Genomic DNA, 25,245 nt, shown 5'->3' with positions numbered 1-25,245 from the left:
CCCCGGCTGCAGGGTTGCTGGGGCGGCGGGCGCGTGGGCGCTGCTAGGCGGCGCCGATATTGAGGCTGGCGCCTGGGATGGCTGCCAGCAGCTCGCGGGTGTAGTTCTGCTGGGGGTTGTTGAAGACCTCGTCGGTTGTGGCGTATTCGACGATCTTGCCCTGCTGCATCACCGCGACGTCGTCGGCGAGCTGGCGCACGACGGCGAGGTCGTGGGTGATGAACAGGTAGGACAGGTCGAGTTCGGCCTGCAGGTCGTTCAGCAGCCGCAGGATCTGGTCTTGGACGAGCACGTCGAGGGCGCTGACGGCCTCGTCGCACACGACGAGTTCGGGGTTCAGTGCCAAGGCGCGCGCGATCGCGACACGCTGGCGCTGGCCGCCGGAGAGCTCGTTCGGGTAGCGTCGCATCGCTGATTTCGGTAGCGCAACCATCTCAAGCAGGTCGGCGACGCGCTTGGCGCGGTCCGACTTCTTGCCAACGTTGTGCACCCGCAGCGGCTCTTCGATGATGCGGTAAATCGAATACATCGGGTCGAGCGAACCATACGGGTTTTGGAAGATCGGCTGGACGCGGCGCCGGAACTTAAACAGCTGGGAGCGGTTCAGTTTCCCGACGACGGTGCCATCGAAGTTCACTTCGCCTTCGGTGGGTTCGAGCAGGTTGAGCACGATGTTAGCGACGGTGGATTTACCGGAGCCCGACTCCCCCACGAGCGCCATCGTCGTGCCGCGCCGAATCCGGAAGGAGACGTCGTCCACCGCGGTGAAGTCCGTTCCCTGTCCGGGCAGCTTGCCGCGAATCTGGAAGACCTTCGTGAGGTTCTTGACTTCCAGCAGGCTGGAGTCCAGGTCCTCCGCATCAAGGTCTTGCTTCTCGTGGATCGCAGCGCGCGCCTTGGCGGACTCGATGCGCTTGGAGGCCAGCGAGGGCGCCGCGGCGACGAGTCGCTTCGTGTACGGGTGCTGGGGCGATCGCAGGATCTCGAGGGCCGGCCCGGATTCCACGACGCGACCGCGATGCATGACGACGAGGTGTTCGGCGCGTTCCGCGGCGAGCCCTAGGTCATGCGTAATGAAGAGCACCGCCGTGCCCATCTCGGCGGTGAGCCGCTCGAGGTGGTCAAGGATTCGGCGCTGGACCGTCACATCGAGGGCGCTCGTAGGCTCATCGGCGATGAGAAGCTTGGGCCGGTTGGCCAGGCCGATCGCGATGAGCGCGCGCTGGCGCATGCCGCCCGAAAACTCGTGCGGGTACTGCCGCGCGCGCCGTTCGGCATCATCGAGACCCGCGTGTTCGAGGGTTTCAATGACGCGAGCATCGAGGTCCTTCTTCTTTACGCCATTGGCGCGCAGGGCCTCTTTGACCTGGAATCCGATCTTCCACACCGGGTTGAGGTTGGACATCGGGTCCTGCGGCACGAGGCCGATATTGGAGCCGCGCAGGCCAACGATCTGCTTCGGGCTCATCGTGACGATGTCCTTGCCCTCGAACAGAATCTTGCCTCCAGTGACCTTTCCGGTTCCTGGCAACAGGTCGATGATGGCGTGGGCGAGGGTAGATTTACCCGAGCCGGATTCGCCGACGATCGCGACATGTTGGCCGGGATAGATCGTCAGGTTTGCGCCGCGCACGGCCGGAACCATGCCCGTGGAGGAACGGAACGCGACGTTGAGGTCTTCCATCTCAAGCAGCGGCTCACTGCTGGAACGCTTCGGGGTGTGCTGAGTAGTGGTCATCGTTTCCGCGCCTTCGGATCCAGGGCATCGCGCACGGCATCGCCCATCATGATGAAGCTAAGGACAGTCGCTGCGAGGAAGCCCGCCGGATAGAACAGGATCTGCGGCATCGTACGCAGCGAGGCTTGCGCCTTGGAAATGTCGGCGCCCCAGCTGACGACCCTGGGCGGTAGCCCAATCCCTAGGAAGGACAGCGTTGCCTCGAGCACGATGAAGATACCCAGGGAAACGGTCGCGGTGACGATAATCGGAGCCGCAGCATTGGGCATGATGTGGCGCGCCAAGGTCGCGAGCTTCGATGAGCCGAGCGCTGTCGAGGCCGTGACGAACTCTTCGTTCTTCACGCTCATGACTGCGCCGCGCGTGATGCGCGCGATCTGCGGCCAACCAAACATTGCGAGAACGGCGATCACCGTCCACACGTTGCGCTGCTGCTTAAACAGCTGCATGACGACGATCGCGGCCAGCACGATCGGGATCGCGAAGAACACGTCGGTCACGCGCGCCAGGATCGTATCGACCCAACCGCCGTAGAAGCCGGCCAGTGCGCCGATTATCGAGCCGAGGATCGTCACGGCGAGTGTGGCGAGGACGCCCACCGTCACCGATGCCCGAGCGCCGTAGATTGCCCGCGCGTAGATGTCGCAGCCCTGGCGGTCAAAGCCGAAGGGATGGCCCGGCCGGGCTCGCTCCAGCGAGTTTCCGAGCTCGCAGAACGTCGGGTCGGTTGAGGAAAAGAGCTGCGGAACAGCGGCGATCGCGATCATGAGGAAGATGAGAACCGCGGAGACCCAGAACAGTGGGCGTCGCTTGAGCGAATCCCACGCTTCGCGCCACAGTGAGGAGGGCGCGCCGTCCGTCTGCACGGCGTCGACGGCCCCGAGGCCGGTTTCGTCCTCTTCCGCGACGAAGCGCTCCTGAACGGGCGCATCTGCCAGGACTACGGGACGCGTCGTCTCGGGGAAAAAGTCCTCGGCTGCCTCATGTTCGGCCTGCGAGTCGGCAAGGCCGGGACCGTCGACGTCCTGGGGGCGCTGCCCCATGGCGTCGGCACCCAGCGGATCAATGTTTCGTTCGTCAGGCATAGCGAATCCTCGGATCGAGAAGTGCGTAGAGCAAGTCCACCAACAGGTTGGCCACGATATAAACCAGCACCAAGACGGTCGTCAGCGACACGACGGTGGGGGCCTCGGACTGTTGGATTGCTCGGAACAATGTGCCTCCGACGCCCGGGATATTGAAGATACCCTCGGTCACGATGGCACCCCCCATGAGTGCACCCAGGTCCGCACCAAGGAAGGTCACGACGGGAATGAGGGAGTTGCGAAGGACGTGCACGGTCATGACGCGCTTGCGGGATAGCCCCTTAGCGGTGGCCGTCCGCACGTGATCGGCCGAGGCCACTTCCGCGACGGAGGTGCGGGTCAGGCGCAGCACGTAGGCAAACGACACGGCGCCGAGCACGATGGCTGGCATCAGCAGCGTCATAAACGAATGGTCACCGCCGACGGTTGGCTTGAGCCACCCTAGTTTGACGCCGATGAAAAACTGCAGGACGAAACCGATGACGAACGTCGGAACCGCAATGACGAACAGCGAAACCATGAGGACGGTCGCATCGAAGATGCCGCCCTTGCGAAGGCCGGCAATGAGGCCAAAGCCGACACCGAAGACCGTTTCGATGACGAGCGCCATGAGCGCGAGTTTGATGGTGACCGGGTAGGCCTGGGCAATCACTTCGCCGACGGGGCGGCCAGAAAAAGTCGTGCCAAAGTCTAGGAAGAAGATGTTCTTTAAGTAGTTGAGGTACTGCAAAAAGAACGGCTGGTCGAGGTGATATTTGGCGCGAAGTTGGGCTGCTACCGATTCCGATAGGCCGCGATCGCCGCCGAGGGCTTGGATCGGGTCGCCCGGCATTGCGAAAACCATCGCGTAGATCAGCAGGGTGGCCCCAAGGAAGACGGGGATGAGCTGTAGCAGTCGACGTCCCACGTAGTAGAGCATGCGATCTCCTTACACGTGTGGGTGGGAGCGAGGCCGGCTGGCCTCGCTCCCACCGCAAGTTGGACGGATTACTTCTTGGTGACGTTGTACATCAACGGCACAGAGTTCCAGCCGAACTCAACGTTGTCCACGGTCGTGGCCCAGCCACCCGTGACGTTGGAGTACCACAGCGGGATGGACGGGAGATCCTTGAACAGGACTTCCTGTGCCTTCTGGAAGGAGGTGTTGGCGTCGGCCACGTCGCTGGCGGCCGAGCCTTCCTTCAGCAGGTTGTCGAACTCTTCGGAGCTGTAGTCCGAGTCATTGGAGCCGGCACCGGTGCCGTACAGCGGGCCGAGGAAGTTGAACAGGCCGGGGTAGTCGGCCTGCCAGCCGGTGCGGAAGGCGCCCTTAATCTTGCGATCGGTGACGTCGGAGCGCAGCTCGGCGAACTTCGGGTAGGGCTTACCAACGGCGTCGATACCGAGGGTGTTCTTGATGGAGTTGGCGACTGCGTCGACCCAGGCCTGGTGACCACCATCAGCGTTGTAGGCGAGGGTGAATTCGCCATCCCACTTGGCGATCTCGTCGGCCTTGGCCCACAGTTCCTTGGCCTTGTCGGCATCGAAGGCGAGGACCTCAGAGCCGGGCACGGACTCGGACCAGCCGTCGATGACGGGCGAGGTGAAGTCCTTGGCCGGGGTGCGGGTGCCGGTGAAGATCTTCTCGGTGATCTCCTCGCGGTTGATCGCGTGCGAGAGCGCCTGGCGGCGCAGCTCGCCTTCCTCACCTTCGAAGTGCTCCGTCTTGGGGGCGATCGTGAAGGACTGGAAGATCGCGGCGGGCTGGTTCACCGCGCGGTCGCCGAGCTCGGACTCGAAGTTGGCGAGAGCCGATTCCGGAATCGCGTCGATGACGTCGAGGTTGTCAGCGAGCAGGTCGTTGTAGGCCGCGTCCTGGGTTTCGTAGAACTTCAGCGTGACGCCGCCGTTCTTGGCCTTGCGGCCGCCGTCGTATTCCTCGTTCGGGACGAGCTCAACCTGGACGTTGTGCTCCCAAGCGCCTTCCTTGGCGAACTTGTAGGGGCCGTTGCCGATCGGGTTTTCGCCGAAGGCTTCCATATCGTCAAACGCGGCCTTGGGCAGCGGGTAGAAGGCGGAGTAGCCCAGGCGCAGCGGGAAGTCAGCCTCGGGCTGCTTCAGCGTGACCTTGAACGTCGTAGCGTCGACGACCTCGAGGCCCGTGAGGTCCTCGTTGTTGTCCTCGGCGAAGCCCTCAATGGGCTCGAAGAAGTAGGAGGAGAGCTGGGCGTTTTCGGCCTTAGCGCCGTAGTTCCAAGCTTTGACGAAGGACTCGGCGTCGACCGGGTCACCGTTGGTGAACTTCAGGCCGTCCTTGAGCTTGATGGTAAAGACCTTGGAGTCCTCGGTGGCGATGTCCTCGGCCACGGCATTTTGCGCAGCGCCCTTGGCGTCGTAGTAGACGAGGCCCTCGAAGACGAGGTCGATGATCTTACCGCCGCCAACTTCGTTCGTGTTGGTCGGGATAAGCGGGTTCTGCGGCTCGGTGGAGTTAACGGTGACGACGCCGGTTGAGGCACCACCATCACTCGTTTCGTTGCCGCCGCCCGTTGGGGTAGCGGTTGATCCGTTAGAGGAGTTCCCGCCGCAGGCAGCCAGCAAGAGGGATGCTGCCGCGATACCGGCGAGGGCGGAGTGGCGACGTAAGGTCACGTTCGGCCTCCCTTTCTCGTTGTGGTCCGGAGCTCGCACACGTGTGCGCGGACACAATTAGTGATTGACGGTAGAGTAACTCAACTCACCCCTCGGCTACGACCTTGCGGCCAAGCTGTAACCACATTGTGACCAGCGCGCGTTCCGTCGCGTGGGCAACGCGCGAAAATGGCGGCAGTTTTTTGGCATGGACCGCCAACGGGCTTTCACCGGCCGGCCGCTAATCTGACGAGTATGTCAACGACTACGTATTCTCCAGTCCTCGCCGACGTGGCAATCCCGCACGCTGATAGCCGCGCCGGTCGGATTGCCCGCACGACCGGTCTCATCGTCGCCGGGATCACGCTGACCGCCCTGCTCGCGCGCGTCGAGGTGCCCATGTGGCCGGTGCCGATCACGGGCCAGACTCTCGCTGTGCTGCTCGTCGGCGCGACGCTGGGGATGAAGCGCGGCGCAGGCGCGATGGCAGGGTATGCCGCCGCTGGACTCGCCGGGCTGCCCGTCTTCGCCGGCGGCGCTGCCGGTCCCGCGATGGTCCTTGCGCCGAGCTTTGGCTTCATCCTGGGCTTCATTCCCGCCGCCGCGCTCATCGGATACCTCTCCGAGCGCACGTGGGACCGCAAGCCGTTGCTCGCGATCGCAGGCTTCGGACTCGCCTCGATCATCCCGTTCCTGTTCGGGGTGCCCTACATGGGTGCGGTCTTATCGGCAGCGGGCACGCCCGTGACCTTTGGTCTCCTCATGGAGTGGGGCGTGACCCCGTTCCTGATCGGCGGCGCAATCAAGTGGGCGATTGCCGCCGCGATCCTCCCCCTTGCCTGGAAGGCGATCGGGCGCCCCGGCGCCACCGCCTAGAAAACGAGGAGTGCCCCGGAAGCCGACGCTTCCGGGGCACTTTGCGAATTTCATCGCCCTCGTGGCCGTAATCCTCCTCGCGGTGATCGCGGCGATCTGGCTTGTTCTCCGCACGACGCGGCGGCGCTAGGCCTAGCGCAGCTCCTCGGCAAGGAGTTCAGCCAGCTGGATCGTGTTGAGAGCCGCGCCCTTTCGCAGGTTGTCTCCTGACACCACGAAGGCAAGGCCGCGCCCGTCCGGCACGGACTGATCCTGGCGGATCCGCCCGACGAGCGAGGGGTCGGTGCCGGCGGCCGCGAGCGGGGTGGGAACGTCCACGACCCTGACGCCAGGAGCGTCGGCCAGCAATTCGGCTGCGCGCTGCGGCGTGATGGGCTCGGCGAACTCGGCATTGATCGTGAGCGTGTGGCCGGTGTAGACCGGCACTCGCACGCACGTGCCGGCGACCGCGAGCTCGGGGATGTTCAGGATCCGGCGGGATTCGTTGCGGAGCTTTTGCTCCTCGTCGGTCTCATTCGATCCGTCGTCGACAAGCGCGCCAGCAAGCGGCACGACGTTGCATCCGATGGGTGCGACATAGACGCGCGGCTCGGGCAGGTCGATCGCGGCGCCGTCGGTGACGAGCGCGGCGGGCTCGGCCGCGAGAACTGCGCGCAGCTGGCCGGTGAGTTCCTCAACGCCCGCCAGGCCCGATCCGGAGACGGCCTGGTAGGAGGAGACGATGAGGCGCGTCAGGCCGGCTTCGTCATGCAGCACCTTGAGTACGGGCATGGCCGCCATCGTCGTGCAGTTGGGGTTCGCGATGATGCCCTTGGGGCGGTTGGCAAGGTGGGCGGGGTTGACCTCGGCGACGACGAGGGGGACGTCGGGGTCCTTGCGCCAGGCCGAGGAGTTGTCGACGACGATCGCGCCAGCGGCCGCGAACTTCGGCGCGTAGGTGGTGGAGGTGGCGCCGCCCGCGGAGAACAGGGCGATGTCGATGCCGGAAAGGTCGGCCGTGGCGAGGTCTTCGACGGTGATGTCCGATCCGCGGTGGTTCAGCGTCTTACCCGCCGAGCGGGCGGAGGCGAAGAAGCGAATGGCGGTGGCGGGAAAGTCGCGCTCGGCAAGCAGATCGCGCATGACTTCGCCGACCTGGCCGGTCGCGCCGACTAGGGCAAGGGTGAGGTTCATCGTCCGGTTCCTCCATATACGACGGCTTCGGTGGTGGATGCATCGAGGTCGAAGGCCGCGTGGACGGCCTTGAGCGCCGCGGGGAGATCCTCGGCGGCGACCACGACGGAGATTCGGATCTCCGAGGTGGAGATCATGTGGATGTTGACGCCAGCCTCGAACAGGGCGCCAAACAGCGTGGCCGAGATACCGGTGTGGGTTCGCATGCCGGCACCCACGAGCGAGAGGATGCCGATCGACTCGGTGTAGGTCAGGCCCGTGAAGCCGAGATCGTCTTCGGCGGCCTCCAGCGCGGCGAGGGTGGACTTGGCCTGGTCCATGGGCAGCGTGAAGGAGATATCGGTGCGCGCCGAATCCGAGGAGACGTTCTGCACGATCGTGTCGACGTTGGCGTCGGCGGCGGCACACACGTGGAAGATGCGGGCCGCGACGCCGGGGCGGTCGGGGCAGCCGAGAACGGTGATCTTGCCCTGGGAGGCGTCATGGGCGACGCCCGCGATGATCGGATCTTCCATCGGGTCCTCCTTGGTGGGATTGCGCACCCAGGTGCCTTCCAGGTCGGAAAACGAGGAACGCACGTGCAGCGGAACGTTGTAGCGGCGAGCGAATTCGACGGCGCGCAGGTGCAGGATCTTGGCGCCATGCGCGGCCAGTTCGAGGGTTTCTTCCGTCGTGATGACGGGAATGCGACGAGCCGTGGGCACGACGCGGGGGTCGGCGGTGAAGATGCCGTCGACGTCGGTGTAGATTTCGCAGACGTCGGCCTTCAGGGCTGCCGCCAGCGCTACAGCGGTGGTATCGGAGCCGCCGCGGCCCAGGGTCGTGACGTCGTTATCGTCGTTGACCCCCTGGAATCCTGCGACGATGGCGACCTGGCCCTCGGCGAGGCTGCGCACGATGCGTTCGGGCGCCATCTGCTTGATTTGGGCGCGGCCGTAGGCGGTATCGGTCAGGACGCCGGCCTGCTGGCCGGTGTAGGAGCGGGCAGGCACGCCGCGAGCGTTGATCGCCATCGCGAGCAGCGACATCGAGATGCGTTCGCCGGCGGTGAGCAGGATGTCCATCTCACGCGCGGGTGGCTCGCTCGTAATGGCAGCGGCGAGGTCGAGGAGCTCGTCGGTGGAGTCGCCCATCGCGGAGACCACGACGACGACATCGTTGCCAGCCCGCTTTGTGGCGGCGACGCGATCGGCAACGCGGGCCAAGCCGGCGGCATCAGCGACCGAGGATCCGCCGAATTTCTGGACGATTAACGCCATGGCAACCTTCCTGGGGTCTCGTGTTGCTCGATGCTAGGCACCGGGCGGCCAGGACTTTCCAGGAATACCACCATGTGGGCAGTTACAGCCGTCGGCGTCCCTCGAAGGCGCGGCCGAGGGTGACCTCGTCGGCGTATTCCAGATCGCCCCCCACGGGCAGGCCCGAGGCAAGGCGGGAGACTGGCACCTCGAGGCCGCGCAGCATCCGCGCGAGGTAGGCCGCAGTGGCCTCGCCCTCGATGTTGGGGTCGGTCGCGATGATGACCTCGCTGACGTCACTCGTTGTGAGTCTCGTCATAAGGTCCTGGATGCGTAGGTCGCCGGGGCCGACACCGTTGATGGGATCGATCGCGCCGCCCAGCACGTGGTAGCGGCCGCGAAATTCCCGCGTGCGCTCGATCGCGGCGACGTCCTTGGGTTCTTCGACGACGCAGATAATGTCATCGCTGCGGCGTGGATCGGCGCAGATTCGGCACAGTTCGGCTTCCGCGACGTTGCCGCAGACTTCGCAGAAGTGGACTTTGTCCTTCACGATCTGGATCGCGGAGGCGAGGGCATCAACGCGGTCCTTGTCGGCCGCCAGGAGATAGAACGCGATGCGCTGAGCGGACTTCGGGCCGATGCCAGGCAGCTGGCCGAGTTCGTCGATGAGGTCTTGCAGGGCGCCGTCATAGATCGCCATTACGTCTCGTCAATCTCCTCGAGCACAACGCCGCCGAGTTCGGCTTTCAAGAGCTGGACGCCGCTGAGTTCGGACTCGGCATCGTCGACCACCTGATCATCGTCGCTGGCGCCGCCGTATTCGTCCTCATCGTCGGGAGGCTCACTCGGCTCCGGGCCATCGGTATGAGCCTCGGCCTGCGGCGTCGCCGAGCCGGTCAGCGGGGAGGCGACATCGGGCCGCTTGAGCTCCGGCTGGGCGGTGTTCGTTTCGCGGCCTCGCTCATCGACGTGATCGGACGGAAAGGGCACTCCCGGCATCGGAACCCCGGGGGCGGGTTTTTCGGATTTAGCGGGGGCCGGCGCATCAGCTGGCATTGGCACACCAGGCTTGCGCGGCGCCGGCCAGTACCCTGTAGCCGGTTCCTCCTGCTGCTCGGGCGCGGGCTCAGGCCGCTGGGGCTCCTGCCGGACGGGCTCAGGCCGCTGGGGCTCCTGCCGGACGGGCTCGGGCCGCTGCGGTGCGGGCTGCGGTGAGGGCGAGGGCTCCGGTGCCGGTTGCGGCTCCTTCTTCGCGGGCGTAACCGGTGCGGCATCATTCGCGCCGACCTGCTCGCCGTGCACGGTCACGCGGAGGCCGACGGCCTGGAAGATCGCTTCGGCAAGGTGCTCGGCATGGGGACCGTTCTCAAACCGTTGCCGCAGCGGGTCAATCTGGAAGAGCACGGGGACGCTATCGCCCGAGACGGCACCGACGACAGCGTGATCCTGCACGAGGGTCCACGTCACACGGCTGATGCCTTTGAGCACCTCCAGCACTTCGTCCCAGCGCCGGCGCAACATGTCGGCGTCCTCGGCCGATGCGCCCCGCTCCGCTTCGGCGGGTGCGGGCGCCTGCTTTGGTTCGCGTTGCGCTTCGGGTGCTGGTGCCTGCATCGGCTCGCGTTGTGCCTCCGGCGCGGGCTCTGGCTGCTCCTTGCGCTCGGGCTCGGGCACCTGCTGCGCTCGCTCCTCGCGCGCCGGCTCGGGCTTGCTCGCAGCGGGTGCGGGCTCTGGCCGTTGCGGGGCGTTAGGCTGCTGCTCCTGTCCGCTCGCCCTACCGAATTTTGGCATCTGCGGCAGGGGCCGGTCCGCGGGGCGGGGCATCCGCTCGGCAGGAACGCTCCCCTGCGCCGGTACGGCCCCAGCTGCGGGAGCCTCGGGCTGCGTCTGGGCGAGGATGAGCCGGGCACACAACAGCTCGAGCTGCAGCCTGGGCGATGTCGCGCCGGACATATCGATCAGCGCGTCGTGCACCGCATCCGCCGAGACCGATGCGCGGCGGGCCCCGAGTTGGCTCGCCTGGTGAGCCATGCGTTCGAGCTGATCATCGGGAACGCCGTGGATGGCGTCACGTCCCGCATCGCCCGCGATCGCGAGGACGACGAGGTCGCGGAGTCGCTGCAGCAGGTCCTCGGTAAAACGCTTGGGATCGTGACCGGATTCGACGACGTGGTCAACGACGCGGAACAGTGCCGCGCCATCGATGCCCGACATTGCGCCGACGGCATCATCAAGCAGCCCCGCCGAGGTGTAGCCCAACAGCTGGGCTGCGCGCTCGTAGCCAATCTCGCCGTCGATGGCGCCGGCCATGAGTTGGTCGAGCACGGAAAGCGAATCACGCACCGATCCCCCGCCGGCACGCACGACGAGCGGCACTACGCCCTTGTCGATCTGGATGCTCTCGGCCTCGCACAGGTGGTTGAGGTAGGCGGAGAGTTGCTCGGGCGGAACCAGGCGGAAGGGGTAGTGATGCGTGCGCGAGCGAATCGTGCCGATGACCTTTTCCGGCTCGGTCGTCGCGAAGATGAACTTCACATGCGCGGGCGGCTCTTCAACGATCTTCAGCAGAGCGTTAAACCCCTGCGGCGTGACCATGTGGGCCTCATCGAGGATGAAGATTTTGAACCGATCCCGCGCGGGAGCAAAGGCGGCGCGCTCGCGCAGGTCGCGGGCATCATCGACGCCATTGTGGGAGGCCGCGTCAATCTCAACGACGTCTAGCGAACCGCTGCCGCCGCGGGCGAGATCCACACACGACGGGCATGTCCCGCATGGAGTGTCCGTCGGGCCTTCGGCGCAGTTCAGGCAGCGCGCAAAGATTCGCGCCGACGTTGTTTTACCGCAGCCGCGCGGCCCCGAAAACAAGTAGGCGTGAGAGATTCGGTCAGCCCGCAATGCCGCGGTCAGCGGTTCGGTGACATGCTCTTGCCCGATCACTTCAGCAAAGGTCTCGGGTCGATAGCGGCGATACAGGGCGGTACTCACCCTTGAAGCATAGGGCGAAGGACGGACATCGTCAGCCCGGTCAAGCAGCCTGGGGATAGCAAGGACCCCCACGCACCCGTCAGAGCTCACTTACCCTTGCTGCATTCCTGCCCTGGGGGAGTTGGGTGAGATAACGTCACGTGGGGGCCACCGACTACTGTAACCGATAGTTGCGGTCATCGTCACGTCGGCAAAGCTGCGCCAGATTCGACGCTGGCCCACAAAGCCGCTAATATTACTGATTGCACATCATCGATGTGTCCATCCAGGAGGATTCGCCTAGTGGCCTATGGCGCACGCTTGGAAAGCGTGTTGGGTGCAAGCCCTCGGGGGTTCGAATCCCCCATCCTCCGCCACATTTTTCGCGATGATTATGCGAAAAACACGCCCTGCTAGTAGCTCGCCTACCGGCAGGGTTTCGTGCATTCACAAGGACATGAGCTCCAGGAAACTACCTAGCGAACCTCGGGCCGGAAGAAGTCCATTGGAACATCGAGCTGCTTGGCGTGGTCCCAAGGTTGCGCCCAGCCCCCGATCTCGATCAGCCCATCCAGCAGATGAGCGGTAAAGCCCCAGATAAAGAGGTCATCGACGACGAAGGCGGGACCTTTATAGCCGTGCATGAGGGTCGCGGTCGCACGATGATCGGGATCGGCGAGCTGGGAGATGTGAAGCTGGTGGACACTCGCGACCTCGCCGGTGTCCTTGGCATAAAGCTCGCCCGGCTCCCCCACCGTGCCAACGACGGGCGTGACGGCAAAATCCGAGCCACCGGTCCGGTGGTCCGCGAGATGCCCGAGGACCCGCACCCGCTCGGGGGCGAGGTCCACTTCCTCGTGGGCTTCGCGCAACGCCGCTTCAATCGCATTCTCGCCGGCTTCGATGGATCCACCGGGAAGCGCGACTTGGCCCGGGTGGGATCGTAGCGCCGCGGCGCGGCGCACCATGATGATGACCGGATCCTCCTCGTGGCTGAGGGCGGCAAGGACTGCGGCCGTCCGCAGTTTGCGGCCATCGTCGGTCACAGCGAGGGGCCGCTCGGCACTCGGAACGGAGGCGAGGTGGGTGCGAAGCCGCTCTTCCCAGGCAAACGTCGAGCTCATAGGCTCACCCTAGCGTCCATCATGCGGACGGCAGGGGGTGATGGGAGCAAGCGCTCGTTAGGTTGGCGGGACATCTATCCAGAGCAGCCGAGAGTCCTGGCTCGATAACGCTGCAGCAACCCGCCGCCCATGCGGCCCCGGTGCTAACGCCAGGTGCGATGGAGGTTTTGTCCATGACACGAATGCTCGCCGCGGTGTGAGACCGCAGTTACCCCGGCACTGCTCGGGGTACGACGCCCCACCCCATCCCGTAGCCACGGCAGATTTCTGCCCAACTTCGGCCTGCCGTTGGTGTCCTACCGTGAGGACTATTCATGTCTACCGCTACTACTGTTGATACCCCTGCGATCGCGTCCACCCCGCAACTCAAGTCGATCCGCGCCCGCGGCACCTGGACCGGAGCGCTCCGCACCGATGTTGAGGTCGGCTCGTTTTCCTTTACGACGGGCGAGCCCGTCGCGCTCGGCGGAGATAATTCCGCCCCCACCCCGATGGATTACGTCGTCGGTGGATTCCTGGGCTGCCTGACAGTGCTCATTGAGCTCGTAGCCCGCGAGCGCGGCATCGATATCGCCGTCATCCGCCACACGGCGACGGCCAAGCTCGACCGTCGCGGCTTTGCCGGGCTTGCTGACGTCAGCCCGTCATTCACCTCGCTCGAAGCGACGGTGTGGGTTGAGGCCACCGCGCTGACTGATGAGTTTGCTGAGCTCATTGACCAGGTAGAAAAGCGCTGCCCGGCCTACAACCTGTTCCACCAGGCCGGCTGCACGCCCGAGGTCACCTGGCTGCTCAACGGCGCTGAGGTAAGCGCGTGAGCAGCGTCGGCATCTGGACGGTGACACTCGCGCTCGGGTACACCCTCTTCCTTATTCTCGGCCCGCGTGCTCTCGCGGGCCGAGCTGGCGGCGCTGCGGACTTCTTTGTCGGCGGGCGATCCTTTTCACCGTGGACCGTGGCAGTGTGCATCACCGGCCTGTTCTCGGGCTCATCGTTTATCGCGATCCTCGAGTTGAGCTACCGCACCGGGGTTTCCGCGCTATGGTACGGCGTCGCTGAGATCACGCAGATCCTGCTCATTGCGCTACTACTCGTCGCCCCGCTGCGACAGCGCCTCGTCGTCACCGTCTCCGGGCTCATCGGCGATCGTTACGGCCGACTCGCGCGCGGCATTGCGGGCGGTATTACAGCCTTCACGTTCCCCATGTGGGCCGTGGCGACGGCAATCGCCTTCGCCTCCGCGCTGCACGTCGTGACCGGCCTGCCCGTGCACCTAACCGTCATCTTTACTGCCCTGCTGCTGTTGGCCTATCTCGCGGCCGGCGGCATGCGCTCGGTCGCGTTCGCCCAGACCTCGAACTGTGTCGCATTCGCCTTCATGCTGGGCGTGGGCGCCGTCGCGGTCCTTGGCACACCGGGGCTGCCCGCGCTCGCAGCCGCAAGCGATCAGCGGCCGGAACTGTTCTCCCTGTCCAGCGCCGGAACCGGGCTCATCGTCGCCTGGTTCGGTACGTTCATCGTCAACGTGCTGCTCGCGCAGGCGGCGTTCCAGATGTCGCTATCGTGCCGCACGCCCGCCGCTGGCCGGCAGGGGCTGATCGCGGCCGCGTGGCTCGCGGTGCCGTTCATCGTGATCGGTACCCTCATCGGAATCGCGGCAGCCCTGACGCTGCCGGGCGCCTCCAACGGTCTCATTGGCGTCGCCCAATACGTCGCGTCCGCGGTGCCCGCTCCCCTGGCGGCCTTGTTCTTCCTCGGCATCTGGGCGTGCGCCCTCGGTTGGGGTGGACCGTGCCAGTTCTCCGGCGCGACGAGCCTTGGGCGCGACGTCGGACTCGCGATCCGCCCCGATGCGAGCCCCGAGCAGCTCGTGACGTGGACACGGCGATCGCTCGTCGTGCTTACCGTCGTGATGATCGCCTTTGCGTTTGCGCGTACGAGCGAATCGGCCTGGTGGAACGTGCTCGCGTGGACGTTGCGCAATGGCGCTACGCTCGCCCCCATCATCGGGGTGCTGTTCTGGCCACTCGCCACCCGCCGAGCAGCTCTTTCCGCAATGGCGGGCGGGTTCGGCGCGGGTCTCGCCTGGTACCAGCTCGGTGGTTGGCAGCCGGCGACGTTTCACCTCGGAGTCCATCCCGTGTGGATCGGAATGGGGACGAACCTCCTCATCCTGCTGGCGGTCACGCTCACCGAGCAGCGAACAGTCCTCGCGGTGACGCGCGATCACGCACTGCGACGCTCGGGAGGGATCCTCGGCTTCGCGGCGCTCAGCATCGCCGCTACCACTGCGCTCGCATTCGGGTGGCTCCACGAACGCGGCCTGCTGGGACTTGCCGCATTCAGCGCACTCGCCCTTGCGACGGCGGCCGCTACCCGGTTGCTGCGCACCGCGGAAACTCCCGCGAAGCGCGAGTTCCAGGAGGCTGGGGCGGTCGCCGCCTCCTAGCTCGGCGATGCGGGGGCGGCAGACTCGTCGTCTCCGCATCGCTCACCTCGCGGATGTCGCGGCCATCGGCCTACGGTAGGGATCACCGCAGTACGTGAGGAGACATCATGAGCGATGACACCAGCGGCACCTTTGACCGCGACACCCGCTACATCACGGATCGGATCGTTGCGGATGCACCCGCGGGCGAACCGGCGGGCGAGAAGGTGGGTGACGTGACCTGGCCGGTGGAGGCCGGCCGCTATCACCTTGCCGCCGCACGCGCCTGCCCGTGGGCACACCGCACCATTCTTGTCCGCGAGCTCATGGGCTTGCAGGACGCCATCTCGCTCGGGCTCGCGGGACCAACCCACGACGAGCGCTCCTGGACCTTCGACCTCGATCCGGGCGGCCAGGATCCGGTCCTTGGCATCGAGCGCCTGCAGGAGGCCTACTTCAATCGGGTTCCCGACTATCCGCTCGGTATCACGGTGCCGGCCATGGTCGACATTCCGACGACGGCCGTCGTGACAAACGACTTCGATCAGCTCTCCAAGGACCTGGCGACGCAGTGGGGCGAGTGTGCCAAGCCCGACGCCCCCGAGCTCTACCCGGAGGACCTGCGCGAGGAGATCGAAAAGATCAACGAACGCGTCTACCCGGATCTCAACAATGGCGTCTACCAGGCCGGCTTCGCCACGTCGCAAAGCGCTTATGAGGATGCCTACGATCGCGTCTTCGCTACCCTCGACTGGCTCGAGGAACTGCTCGCGGACCGACGCTATCTGGTTGGCGATTCGATCACCCTGGCAGATATTCGCCTCTATCCGACGCTCGTGCGCTTCGACCCCGTCTATTTCGGCCACTTTAAGTGCAACCGGCAGACGATCTCCTCCTTCCCCGTCCTGTCCGCCTATCTCAAGGACCTGTGGCAGACGCCCGGATTCGGGGATACGATGAATATCGACCAGATCAAGGAACACTACTACGTCGTGCACACCAACGTGAACCCGACGCAGATCGTGCCCAAGGGCCCCGACATGTCCTGGCTGGATGAGCCCAGCGGCCGCGACCAACTCTCGTGATCGTCATCGTGGTGTTCGCGCCCGTGGAGCATGCGGACCGCATCCGGGATGCTCTGGCGGGCGCGGGCGCCGGACACGTCGGCAATTACAGCGCGTGCAGTTTCTCCGCACGCGGCCAGGGCCGGTTTCGACCCGAAAGTGGGGCTAGCCCGACGATTGGGACGCTCGGCTCGCTCGAAGTCGTCGAGGAAGTTCGGATCGAGGCGGTCTGCCCGCGTGATCGAGCCAAAGCCGCCGTCGCGGCAATGATCGAGGCACACCCCTACGAAAAGGTTGCCTATCACTGCTACGAAGCGCTGACCATCGAGGATCTCTAGCGCGTCATGACACGATGGTGGGCATGACAAGTCCGATAACCGAGGGAAGTGTTCGAGTCGACGTCTGGCTGTGGTCGGTACGGCAACTAAAGACGCGCTCGGCTGCGGCGCAGGCGTGCCGCGCCGGGCACGTTCGCGTCAACGACGAGCGCGCCAAGCCCGCCACCCCCGTACGCGTCGGGGACGAGGTGCGCTACCGCTTCCAGGGCTTTGATCGGATCCTTGAAGTAACGGGGCTGCTAAAGAAGCGGGTCGGCGCACCCGTCGCCGCAACGTGCTACATCGATCATTCGCCGCCGCGCCCCACCCCGCTCGTTGCACCGATGCCGGTCTTTCGGGACCGCGGCGCTGGGCGTCCCACGAAAAAGGAACGCCGAGCACTCGACCGCCTCATGGGCCGCGACCCCCGCTAGATACGCCAACGCCCCACAGCCAAGGGGGGCAGCGCTGTGGGGCATCGGGCCGCGTAAGTCGCGGCAGGAGGAACGCTTAGGCGTTCTTGGTTGCGGACACCTCGAACTGGAGGGTCACCTTTTCGGAGACGAGAACGCCGCCGGCCTCGAGGGCAGCGTTCCACTGCAGACCGAAGTCCTTGCGGTTCACGACGACGGAGCCTTCCAGGCCCGCGCGCTCGTTGCCCCACGGGTCGGTAACGACGCCCTGGAAATCGAAGTCGATGGTCACGGGCATGGTGACGTCCTTGATGGTGAGGTCGCCGGTCACCTGCAGGGTGTCCTCATCGACGGCCTTGACGTCGGTGGACTTGAAGGTGATGCTCGGGTACTTCTCGACCTCAAAGAAGTCCTCGGAGCGCAGGTGCGCATCGCGGTCAGCGCTACGGGTATCGACCGACTCGGCCTTGATGGTGACGTCGACCTGGCCGCTGTCCACACCGTTGTCGAAGTTCGCCGTTCCCGTGACATCGGTGAAGCTGCCGCGAACCTTGGTCACCATGGCGTGGCGAGCGACGAACCCGACCTCGGTGTGGCTCGGGTCGATGGTCCAGGTACCGGTGAGGTCCTTCAGAGTGGTCATGTGCTGTCTCCTTCAGTCAGACAAACGATGTAGTTGACGTTTCACCAATGAAGCTACTGCCGTCTTCTTCCCTTGTCAACCGGGTAATTCAAATTTGGACTAATCCGGGATGTGATCCTCGCAACTATGGAATCCGCAGGACGGCAACCGGATCTTGGTGAGCCGCCCACAGGGCTCCCGGTAGTGCGGAGGCGGTCGTCACCATAAGGGTCAGGATCGCAACGCCGAGTGTGAAGCTCAGTGGAGCGGTATGTCCCAGCCACGTCGTCGTTGCTAATCCCGCGACGCATCCGAGGACAATCCCCACGAGGGCTGGTAGCACGGTTCGACCGATGGTGTAGCCCATTATGACGCCGCGACTAGCCCCGAGAGCCATCCGACGGCCAAGGTCGGAGCGGCGCGACAGGGCATCGGAAAAGACTACGAGCACACAGATGATCGCCCCGACACCGAGCACTCCATAGAGAATGGACGTCGAATACCCGGCAAGATCTCCGGCAACAGATTCCGCTAGCTCAGTGATCGAGATGGGCGATTGGATACGCACTAGATTGGGATCTCCGGCAGAGATAATTGAGTTGGTCGCACGCATTGCGCGATCCACATCTCGATAGTCGGCCACAATTGCCTGCACGACCTGGCTCGGTTTGCCGGAGTCTCCACTGATGAGAACTGACTCCACCCCGTCGAGAACAACCTTCGCCTCATACCGTCCGACAACCGGCGCTTGGGCATTCGACGTTACGAGAGTGACAGCACCAAATGGCTCCGCGAGTCCAAGAGTCCGCTGGGCTATGGCATCGACGATGGCCTCGCCAGGTTGGGGCCAGCGACCCTCCTTAAGTTCAACGATCTCGGTGAGGTCACCAACCACAACCCGGGCCGGAGCCTGGGTCCCGCCGGGTCCGATGGCGGTATTGACCGCATCTTGGGCGATAGAGAACCCGTAAGCTCGTTCGACTATCGATAACGAGTTAATCGCCGCGACCACGTCGGAATTCAAGAACTTCATGTTCTGGACATCGACAACGGAAAATGCTCGTGAGCCAGCCTCTTCCAACCGTTGTTCGAGCTTTGCATCAGCGGCAGCGGCACGACCAACGGTCAACAGGGAAGCTAGACACACGATCGCAGCGACGAGCGCAATCGCGGCCGAGGAGACCTTGAGAGCCCATGCCGCAACAGCTGTTTCACGAACTAGCTCTTTGAGCTTCATATAAGCTCCAAGATCTCATCAGAATTCGCCACCACGAACGGGTCGTGCGTGACGACAATGATGGTCCTGCCGAGCGCCGCTTGCTGATGAAAGATATCGAGGACAATTTCAGCATTAGCTTTGTCGAGGTTTCCCGTTGGCTCGTCGGCGAGCACAACCTGGGGATCATTAACGAGCGCACGGGCCAGTGCCACCCGCTGAGCCTGGCCTCCCGAGATTTGTCCCGGTTTGTGGCTCGCTCGATAGTTCACTTGCGTGAGATCCATAAGCTCGCGCGCTCTAACAGCTGCATCCGCCCGACTCCACCCCGCGTAGAGCGCGGGCTCGATGACTGCGTCAAGGATGCTGCGGGTTGGGTCGAGCGCTGAATCCTGGAAAACAAATCCGAAACTTGTAGCGCGTGCACGAGCCCGCGCTAGATTAGGCGCTGCCGAAAGGGCAATTTCGTTCAGGAACACATGCCCCTGGCTAGGCCGCAGCATCAAACCAAGGATGTAGAGCAGTGTCGATTTCCCACAGCCTGAAGGACCGGTGACCGAGGAAACCGCACCAGGTGTGAAGGTGTGGGAGAGACCGTTATACAGCACTTCCTTTGAGTGCGGGTACGAAAATGCCACGTCCGTAATCGCCAACATGGCCTTTAACCCGCGCTGGTCTCATCGGTAGGGGTGTCACCTTCAACCGGCTGGCTGGGATCCTGACTTGGCGTACCTCCGGGTGCAGGCGTCGCGCCCTGTGCAAGCTGCACCTGCTCGCCCGCTCGTAGTCCGTCGACAACGACCAGTCCCTGGCCCGAACCTGTGACCGTGACATCTCGTCGCTCGCCATCGGAGATGGTGACGAACGTCGTTCCGCTCGGAGTGGATTGAACTGCTGCTGCCGGAACCACAATCCCAGTGACAGGCTCTTCTGGGCGCACCTCGGCGAGCAGCGATGTTTGGGGGGCAGCAGGAAGGACATCGCAGCGAGAGTCGCACACGCTGCCGCCATCGATGCCAGAGAGCCGCGCCCGGATCGAATCCATCTCGCTAGCTCGCTCAGTCGCGGAGATCACGCCGGTGAACGTCTCCCCACCGTAAGAAAAAGTCACGCGGGCCCCTACCGGGACAAACTCGCTTTGAGCACTGGAAACATCAACGAAGAATTCCCGATCTCCCACTGCTGCAGACACAATCTCGTCTCCGCTGCTCACGGCAACGCCGGGACGGAACCCGTCTTTGAAAGTGATGGGCGTGGGAAGCTCAGAGAAAGCCACGAGCGATCCAAGGGGCGCGATCCCGCTGGCGGGTGCACCCAGCTTCTTCTGAAGATCCTTCAATGCCGCAGAAGTCGATTGGCCGAAAGTCCCGTCAGGTTCAGAGCTCAGTGTTCCTTGCTGCTTGAGCATCTCCTGCAGAGCTGTGACATCGGCGCCCTTAACACCTTCGGCGAGGTCACGATAAAACGGGGCAGCAGACACAACGGCTACGACGGGCTGATCTCCAACAACGTACAAGACACCACCTTGCTTTGCTTCGCCCTCACCTACTCGGGTAACAACGCCGGTGAGCGAGTTCGTTGTCACGGCAGCCGTCGGAATCTGGATGGTTAGACCGAAATTGAAAACTCGACCCACTGTTCCTTCGCGAGCTTCAGCCGTGACTGTCTCGCCTGGTTCTTCCTTGACCGAACGCGATCCGAAGGTTACTGATGCTGCCCACCACCCGCTTGCAAAGACGAGAGCAAGCACGACTAGTGATGCGCCTACGATCACAGCGGATCTAGAAAACCCATGCCTGGAGGCCATTACAATCCACGCATTCTTAACGGAGAATACTCAGAACCGGGGTGGAGTGTACTCCACCCCGGTTCTTCCGAGTACTTACCGCTACTTGCTTCAGCCGATGTGAAAACAAGAAGTCGACACTTTGCTGAACGATTCAACCGTGTTCGTCTTCATTGTTACCGTTGCTTTGTAGTATCCGGAACCTGACCTGAAGCTAATTCCGCTGCCCTGGCGGGTGATTGTGGCGCCCGACGTCGCGACATATTTGTGGGTATGTAGCGCGGAGTTAGGCGTCGCAGTCTCTGCAGTCACAACCGCAGTGGTCGGGCATGTTTGGGTTCGTGTCGCACTTGCACCATTGGCGGGGCCTACCACAAGCACTGACGAAGCAAGCAAAGCTGCTGCCGCAAGCGCGGCAGAGATTCGATTTCGCTTCATAGTTTCCTTCTCATCATTGACTCATGTGTATGAAGGATTACACGCCCACTACCGGAAGTCAATACATCGAACGGTTACGGCTTGGTTACATCAAGGTTCTTGGTTAGCTCCTTGTAGCATGGCAGGCACATCACGGTGACAACTCAGCACGCAGTTCAAAGCTGAAGTGGTTCAGTCGGTCGCGCAAAACTGGGACCGATCACCGAAGTCGCCAACAAACTGCTGATCAAACGTAGGGACTGGTAGGGAACTTGTTCACGCCGTACCTGCAGAGTCATCCGGAGCCAATCCCGGAATCGACGCCATCTGATTACGTGCGGTCGACTTGGCTGGAAGAGAAAATCGGCAGGCCGCGGATGGCGAATGATTTTCCAAGAACTCGCTAATTCTTTTACCTGGGATCAAGTCTGAAGGAGAAGTCAGCCCTGCTCTAGGCGCATAAGGGAGACTACCCGATCAGTTGGATTTGCGAGAGGTTGGGTATACCTCAGACGTCCTTCTATTCGTGGAGATCCCGGGCTCGGGCGGTGAGAAGACTCAGGTGAATCGGGCCGCGCAAAGTGCCGAGATCGAGCGGGTCGTCTAACAGCAGCGTGAAACTACTAGCTGTCAACGGATCACCACCGAGCTCTGCAGCGACCACTCCCCTTTACTCGGTCGGTTTGGTAGCCGATCAGAGTTCTGGCTGGTCACAGTTCAGATGCAAACCAATGAGCGCACCACTCTTATCAATGAGCAGGCGTAGGTCTTCATCGATTGGCTTGAGCACGACTCCCCCGGAGTCCTTCACACCGAGACAAGCGCTGGTTGGTGATGACACCAGTCTGCTGACGTGCAGGAATAGCTAAGCCTGGCAATGGTCTTCGACCTGGCCCACACTCATGGCAATCAGCTCGGGGCGTTCGTTCTGTTCGTGGCGGTTGGATGGCGGCAAGCCCGGGCTGGTGAAGAATCCGAACGACTGCCGAGGCACCTAGTTGACCGGAACTACTCCCTGCGAACGATCCGCACCTACGGGTGCGGCACGGCCACATTCTGCCGATGGTTGGAGGCCAGTGGCCGGGGCCTGGACGGGCTGAGTGTGGATGGCATCCTAGCGTTTCGGATTGCCTACCGTACCGAGCAGATCCGGGTCCGCCCGGGGCTGAACGCAGTGAATCTGCAAGGCAGACCCACTGACCGACTATTGTTCCCGGCCTCGATCTACTTGTAGCTAGCTTCAATGGTCGGGCTGTTGGAGTACCAGGAGATTCGGGACCGGGCCGCGGTCATCCCGATCCCCCGGGGAAGGCCCTAGACATGGGCTGCGCCCGGGGCACACTCGGGTCTGCTCGCGCAAAACCGGCGTCGATCCAAGTCACGCTCATCGCTGCGGTTCCGCCCCACGCCGATTGCCGCAGGCGTTCACCCCCGCGGGAGGTTGCCTGCCTGTTGGCCGCCTGCGCACTGACCACGATCTGGCGATGGCTACGTTGATGCTTCCCTGCGGCTCGCGCTCGTCCGCGGCGCTGACCCTGGACGTGACCGACGCGGATGTGGGCACCCGTTTTCTGGCAATGCAAGGCAATGGAGACACAGACCGACGGGCACCACTGGATGCCAACCTAGCTGTACCCATCCGTGAGGTTGGCGGCAGTTCGTTCGCTTGAGATAGGAAGAACTGAACCGTCCTGGGTGTCATTCTCTTCAATTGTGTGAATCTGAGACGACCTCGCAGGAGGCAACTATGCCTCATGAGTACACACATCAGATTCGCGACCGGGTCCTATCCTTGGTAAAGGAGGGCTGCCACAATGGCCTGTGGTCTACCGGTGGGCGTCACCCGGCACGCATTGGCACCCGACAGGTCGCGGGTGTCACGAGCCGAGAGAATGGAGAATATTCAGCTGCTAGGCGATGGATCCAATCGTTAGAACAGGAACTGGAGGGCACCCGGCTTACGGCCTAGATGCTGAAAGACAACGGAATCCACGCACGAGGCAGTTCCCGGTGCTCAAAGCCGCAACCGAGCACAGCCAGAGGGCCTGATGAGGACCGCCCGCCACCCAACAACCCCTTAACGCCATGCAGGAAAACTCGCTATCTTCGACTAATCAAATACTGCTTTCCCCACTTTACAAGTTGGATAGAACAGCAATCTATGTAGAGGATCACTCGAAATACTTACGATCAGACTCGCAGTAGTGTAGTTTCAACTAACCCGGATGTGGCACGAGCCACACTTAAATGGAGGAACTATGTCAAAGCTCAGATCACTTCGAGCCACACTGCTTGCCCTCACATTCTTCGCCCTCGGAGGGACTGCGGTGGCGTCAGCCACCGTCGATATCTCACCCGCAACTAACGGGCTCATCTTGACAAGACATGTTGTCAACAAGACCAGCACCCCCAATTTCATTGACACCGCCAAAGAAATCGGACGCTGCCAAGTCGGAACGACCGGCGGAACCTGTACGATCCAGAGCGGCAAGACCGTTACACGGACAATTCAACTCACGACCGGAGTAACCCGCTGGTAAGTTGCATCATCCCTCTCTATCAGTTCAGCATCATCCGTGACGACCTCTCAATCATGCACCTCACCGGTCATGCGAGCAGGCGAAGCCTGGATCGCAAATCCCATCGGAACGAGATTCAGATACCAAATCGAAACACGAGGCCGTCTCGATGGCGCTCCTATCCCCCCAAAGCGGAGCGGATATCTGTACGCGTTCAACCCAACAGGGTCCATCTACTGCAAATTGATTGGATGAACCTACCGGCGGAGACCCTGCGCTGGACAGTTCTGGGTCTCCGCCGGACTGACACTTCGGCGATAGCTTTCCACGGATCTTGGCCAATTAGGAGAAATCTTGACAACACGAGTCGCCATGGCTCTTGCAGCCGTATTGTGCTTTACCGGCTGCAGCAGCGAATCGGGAACAGACCGTACGGCCGAATCCCTCCTAGGCAAAAGTCTTGGGGAAGTCGGAAGCACCATATCATCCGATGAGGTCTTACTTATAGTTCAGGATGCCTCCCCACGCTTCGCCAAACCACCCAGTTACACCGCTGATAATCTGCATGATAGTCGGTTCACAATCATCGCCGCGTGTTCAAACCGCCCCTCATTGAACGATAGTTCTCAGATCGAGATCGCCGTTGTTCCAACAGAATCCTTTCAAAAGGAAGGAAAAGAACGAATGGATCTCGGAGAATTCACTGATGCTGTAGTTTGCGACTTCAAATAGTGGTGATTCTGTACTGTCGCAATGTTCGCTCCTACCGATCCGATCAAGGCCGGTTGGGTTAGCCGACCCCCATGGGATGATGAACGTGGCCGCTGTCACGGGTGAAGGGCCAGCAATCCACTACAGGTTACGCGGACCCCGCGATCTCCGTTTGCGGAGACACCCGCCCGTGCCCACCCATTCGCGAATTTGTGACAGCGGGGCCACTGTCGAACGAAAGCCTGGCAATAACGGTCTCCTCAGCACCATTGCCGCACTGGGCATAATTCCCTCGCCTGGACGCTACGTGATGATTGGCGTGCCAACTGAATCGTTTGTAAGCGTTCGTAGTGGCCGGTCCTGGGCTGGATCGCAGAGTTGATGCTATAGTCCCTTACCCGTGGAGGCCCTTAAACGTCTGCCTACAATTGGGTGTCGTTGCATGGGATCTGTCCGGCGGAGAGCAAAGGTCGAGGCGAGGTTCTAGTCCACAATCCTGCGTGCAGGTAGTGCCATCGCCCGGTCACGTCATATGGTGAATGCTCGCGTCGTTTTCCCACTCCGCGCATGCTCGCCTGCTTTAGAGGCGATCGCTCTGACCGGGCCTGTCAAGTTTTTTGTGTAAGTTGATTGGTTACAAGTAGGGGTTGATACGGTCTGGGTAGGCGGCTGCGAGTTGGGCGAGTGCTTGTTTCCAGTTCGTGACGATTTGGCCCTCGACGAGCCGGCCGTGTGCTTTGCGTTGCTCGCGGGGTTTGCCTCGTTCTTTGTCTCGCTCGATCGCTCGCTTGTCCTCGATATTGCAGATCGCCAACCACAGGAGTTTGACGGCCGCGTCCGTTGACGGGAAATGGCCCCGATTCTTCGTCACCTTCCGTAGTTGATAGTTCAACGACTCGATGGAGTTCGTCGTGTAGATGACCTTGCGGAGCATCGGCGGG

The 25,245-nt window shown here is 62.8% G+C and carries 21 protein-coding genes, 1 tRNA gene, 1 other RNA gene and 1 riboswitch; of the genes, 8 read left to right on the top strand and 15 right to left on the bottom strand.

The genetic code is table 11. The annotated features are described in order from the left end of the window. Positions 1-43: 43 nt before the first annotated feature. From BLU67_RS02440 to BLU67_RS02425, 4 genes are all read right to left on the bottom strand, one after another. Positions 44-1,738 (bottom strand): dipeptide ABC transporter ATP-binding protein, encoded by a 1,695-nt coding sequence (locus tag BLU67_RS02440; RefSeq protein ID WP_092561659.1) that lies wholly within the window; start codon positions 1,736-1,738, stop codon positions 44-46. Continuing rightward, positions 1,735-2,823 (bottom strand): ABC transporter permease, encoded by a 1,089-nt coding sequence (locus tag BLU67_RS02435; protein ID WP_261977003.1) that lies wholly within the window; start codon positions 2,821-2,823, stop codon positions 1,735-1,737. Before BLU67_RS02435 ends, BLU67_RS02440 begins: the two co-directional genes overlap by 4 nt. Further along, positions 2,816-3,742 carry an ABC transporter permease gene (locus BLU67_RS02430; RefSeq protein ID WP_092561657.1) on the bottom strand — a complete coding sequence of 309 codons (927 nt, stop codon included), beginning with the start codon at positions 3,740-3,742 and terminating at the stop codon, positions 2,816-2,818. The genes BLU67_RS02435 and BLU67_RS02430 overlap by 8 nt, the downstream gene beginning before the upstream one ends. 68 nt (positions 3,743-3,810) lie before the next feature. Beyond that, positions 3,811-5,454 carry a peptide ABC transporter substrate-binding protein gene (locus BLU67_RS02425; protein ID WP_092561655.1) on the bottom strand — a complete coding sequence of 548 codons (1,644 nt, stop codon included), beginning with the start codon at positions 5,452-5,454 and terminating at the stop codon, positions 3,811-3,813. 234 nt (positions 5,455-5,688) lie between these two features. Between BLU67_RS02425 and BLU67_RS02420 the strand changes: the two genes are divergently transcribed. Then, positions 5,689-6,309 (top strand): biotin transporter BioY, encoded by a 621-nt coding sequence (locus BLU67_RS02420; RefSeq protein WP_092561653.1) that lies wholly within the window; start codon positions 5,689-5,691, stop codon positions 6,307-6,309. Positions 6,310-6,441: 132 nt separating this feature from the next. Here BLU67_RS02420 and BLU67_RS02415 read toward each other — a convergent pair whose 3' ends face one another. From BLU67_RS02415 to ffs, 5 genes are all read right to left on the bottom strand, one after another. After that, on the bottom strand, positions 6,442-7,482 hold the full coding sequence (locus BLU67_RS02415) for an aspartate-semialdehyde dehydrogenase (RefSeq protein ID WP_092561651.1): 1,041 nt from the start codon (positions 7,480-7,482) through the stop codon (positions 6,442-6,444). Further along, positions 7,479-8,741: an aspartate kinase gene (locus tag BLU67_RS02410; protein WP_092561648.1), complete on the bottom strand. Its 1,263-nt coding sequence runs from the start codon at positions 8,739-8,741 to the stop codon at positions 7,479-7,481. The genes BLU67_RS02415 and BLU67_RS02410 overlap by 4 nt, the downstream gene beginning before the upstream one ends. 82 nt (positions 8,742-8,823) lie before the next feature. Then, positions 8,824-9,423 carry a recombination mediator RecR gene (gene recR / locus BLU67_RS02405; protein WP_176780667.1) on the bottom strand — a complete coding sequence of 200 codons (600 nt, stop codon included), beginning with the start codon at positions 9,421-9,423 and terminating at the stop codon, positions 8,824-8,826. Further along, positions 9,423-11,708 carry a DNA polymerase III subunit gamma and tau gene (locus BLU67_RS02400; RefSeq protein ID WP_092561646.1) on the bottom strand — a complete coding sequence of 762 codons (2,286 nt, stop codon included), beginning with the start codon at positions 11,706-11,708 and terminating at the stop codon, positions 9,423-9,425. Before BLU67_RS02400 ends, recR begins: the two co-directional genes overlap by 1 nt. Positions 11,709-11,765: 57 nt before the next feature. Next, positions 11,766-11,860, bottom strand: an RNA gene (ffs, locus tag BLU67_RS02395) — signal recognition particle sRNA small type. A 116-nt stretch (positions 11,861-11,976) separates the two neighbouring features. Here ffs and BLU67_RS02390 point away from each other — a divergent pair. Next, positions 11,977-12,064 (top strand) — tRNA-Ser (locus tag BLU67_RS02390). Between the two features lie 99 nt (positions 12,065-12,163). On the opposite strand, the gene BLU67_RS02385 is transcribed toward BLU67_RS02390, so the two are convergent. After that, positions 12,164-12,811, bottom strand: coding sequence for an NUDIX hydrolase (locus BLU67_RS02385; protein WP_092561644.1), 648 nt, complete (start codon positions 12,809-12,811; stop codon positions 12,164-12,166). 71 nt (positions 12,812-12,882) lie between these two features. Next, positions 12,883-12,976, top strand: a riboswitch (SAM riboswitch). 149 nt (positions 12,977-13,125) lie between these two features. Between BLU67_RS02385 and BLU67_RS02380 the strand changes: the two genes are divergently transcribed. The 5 genes from BLU67_RS02380 to BLU67_RS02360 all read left to right on the top strand — a co-directional run bounded on the left by BLU67_RS02380 (position 13,126) and on the right by BLU67_RS02360 (position 17,054). Then, on the top strand, positions 13,126-13,629 hold the full coding sequence (locus BLU67_RS02380) for an OsmC family protein (RefSeq protein WP_092561642.1): 504 nt from the start codon (positions 13,126-13,128) through the stop codon (positions 13,627-13,629). Further along, entirely contained in the window at positions 13,626-15,260 is a 1,635-nt protein-coding gene (locus BLU67_RS02375) for a sodium:solute symporter family protein (RefSeq protein WP_092561640.1), read from the top strand. The genes BLU67_RS02380 and BLU67_RS02375 overlap by 4 nt, the downstream gene beginning before the upstream one ends. Before the next feature lie 107 nt (positions 15,261-15,367). After that, positions 15,368-16,324: a glutathione S-transferase family protein gene (locus BLU67_RS02370; RefSeq protein WP_092561638.1), complete on the top strand. Its 957-nt coding sequence runs from the start codon at positions 15,368-15,370 to the stop codon at positions 16,322-16,324. Next, positions 16,321-16,641: a YqfO family protein gene (locus tag BLU67_RS02365; protein ID WP_222842341.1), complete on the top strand. Its 321-nt coding sequence runs from the start codon at positions 16,321-16,323 to the stop codon at positions 16,639-16,641. Before BLU67_RS02370 ends, BLU67_RS02365 begins: the two co-directional genes overlap by 4 nt. Before the next feature lie 23 nt (positions 16,642-16,664). Then, complete coding sequence (locus BLU67_RS02360) at positions 16,665-17,054, top strand: RNA-binding S4 domain-containing protein (protein WP_250506744.1); 390 nt, start codon at positions 16,665-16,667, stop codon at positions 17,052-17,054. Between the two features lie 76 nt (positions 17,055-17,130). On the opposite strand, the gene BLU67_RS02355 is transcribed toward BLU67_RS02360, so the two are convergent. From BLU67_RS02355 to BLU67_RS02340, 4 genes are all read right to left on the bottom strand, one after another. Continuing rightward, positions 17,131-17,676, bottom strand: a complete 546-nt coding sequence (locus tag BLU67_RS02355) for a YceI family protein (protein WP_092561634.1) — start codon at positions 17,674-17,676, stop codon at positions 17,131-17,133. 124 nt (positions 17,677-17,800) lie between these two features. Beyond that, positions 17,801-18,892, bottom strand: coding sequence for an ABC transporter permease (locus BLU67_RS02350; protein WP_092561632.1), 1,092 nt, complete (start codon positions 18,890-18,892; stop codon positions 17,801-17,803). Beyond that, on the bottom strand, positions 18,889-19,509 hold the full coding sequence (locus BLU67_RS02345) for an ABC transporter ATP-binding protein (RefSeq protein ID WP_261977002.1): 621 nt from the start codon (positions 19,507-19,509) through the stop codon (positions 18,889-18,891). Before BLU67_RS02345 ends, BLU67_RS02350 begins: the two co-directional genes overlap by 4 nt. Before the next feature lie 23 nt (positions 19,510-19,532). Next, positions 19,533-20,507: a peptidoglycan-binding domain-containing protein gene (locus BLU67_RS02340; RefSeq protein WP_176780666.1), complete on the bottom strand. Its 975-nt coding sequence runs from the start codon at positions 20,505-20,507 to the stop codon at positions 19,533-19,535. Between the two features lie 3,440 nt (positions 20,508-23,947). On the opposite strand from BLU67_RS02340, the gene BLU67_RS12010 reads away from it, so the two are divergent. Then, positions 23,948-24,325 (top strand): hypothetical protein, encoded by a 378-nt coding sequence (locus tag BLU67_RS12010; protein ID WP_143027310.1) that lies wholly within the window; start codon positions 23,948-23,950, stop codon positions 24,323-24,325. Between the two features lie 613 nt (positions 24,326-24,938). On the opposite strand, the gene BLU67_RS02330 is transcribed toward BLU67_RS12010, so the two are convergent. Beyond that, the coding region (locus tag BLU67_RS02330; RefSeq protein ID WP_176780665.1) for a transposase at positions 24,939-25,245 on the bottom strand (307 nt) is incomplete at its 5' end.

It is taken from the genome of Bowdeniella nasicola (genome assembly GCF_900107735.1).
In the GTDB taxonomy this organism is placed as follows: Bacteria; Actinomycetota; Actinomycetes; order Actinomycetales; family Actinomycetaceae; genus Bowdeniella; species Bowdeniella massiliensis.
The sequence above is the reverse complement of the archived record's forward strand: the minus strand, read 5'-3'. Positions and strand labels throughout refer to the sequence as shown.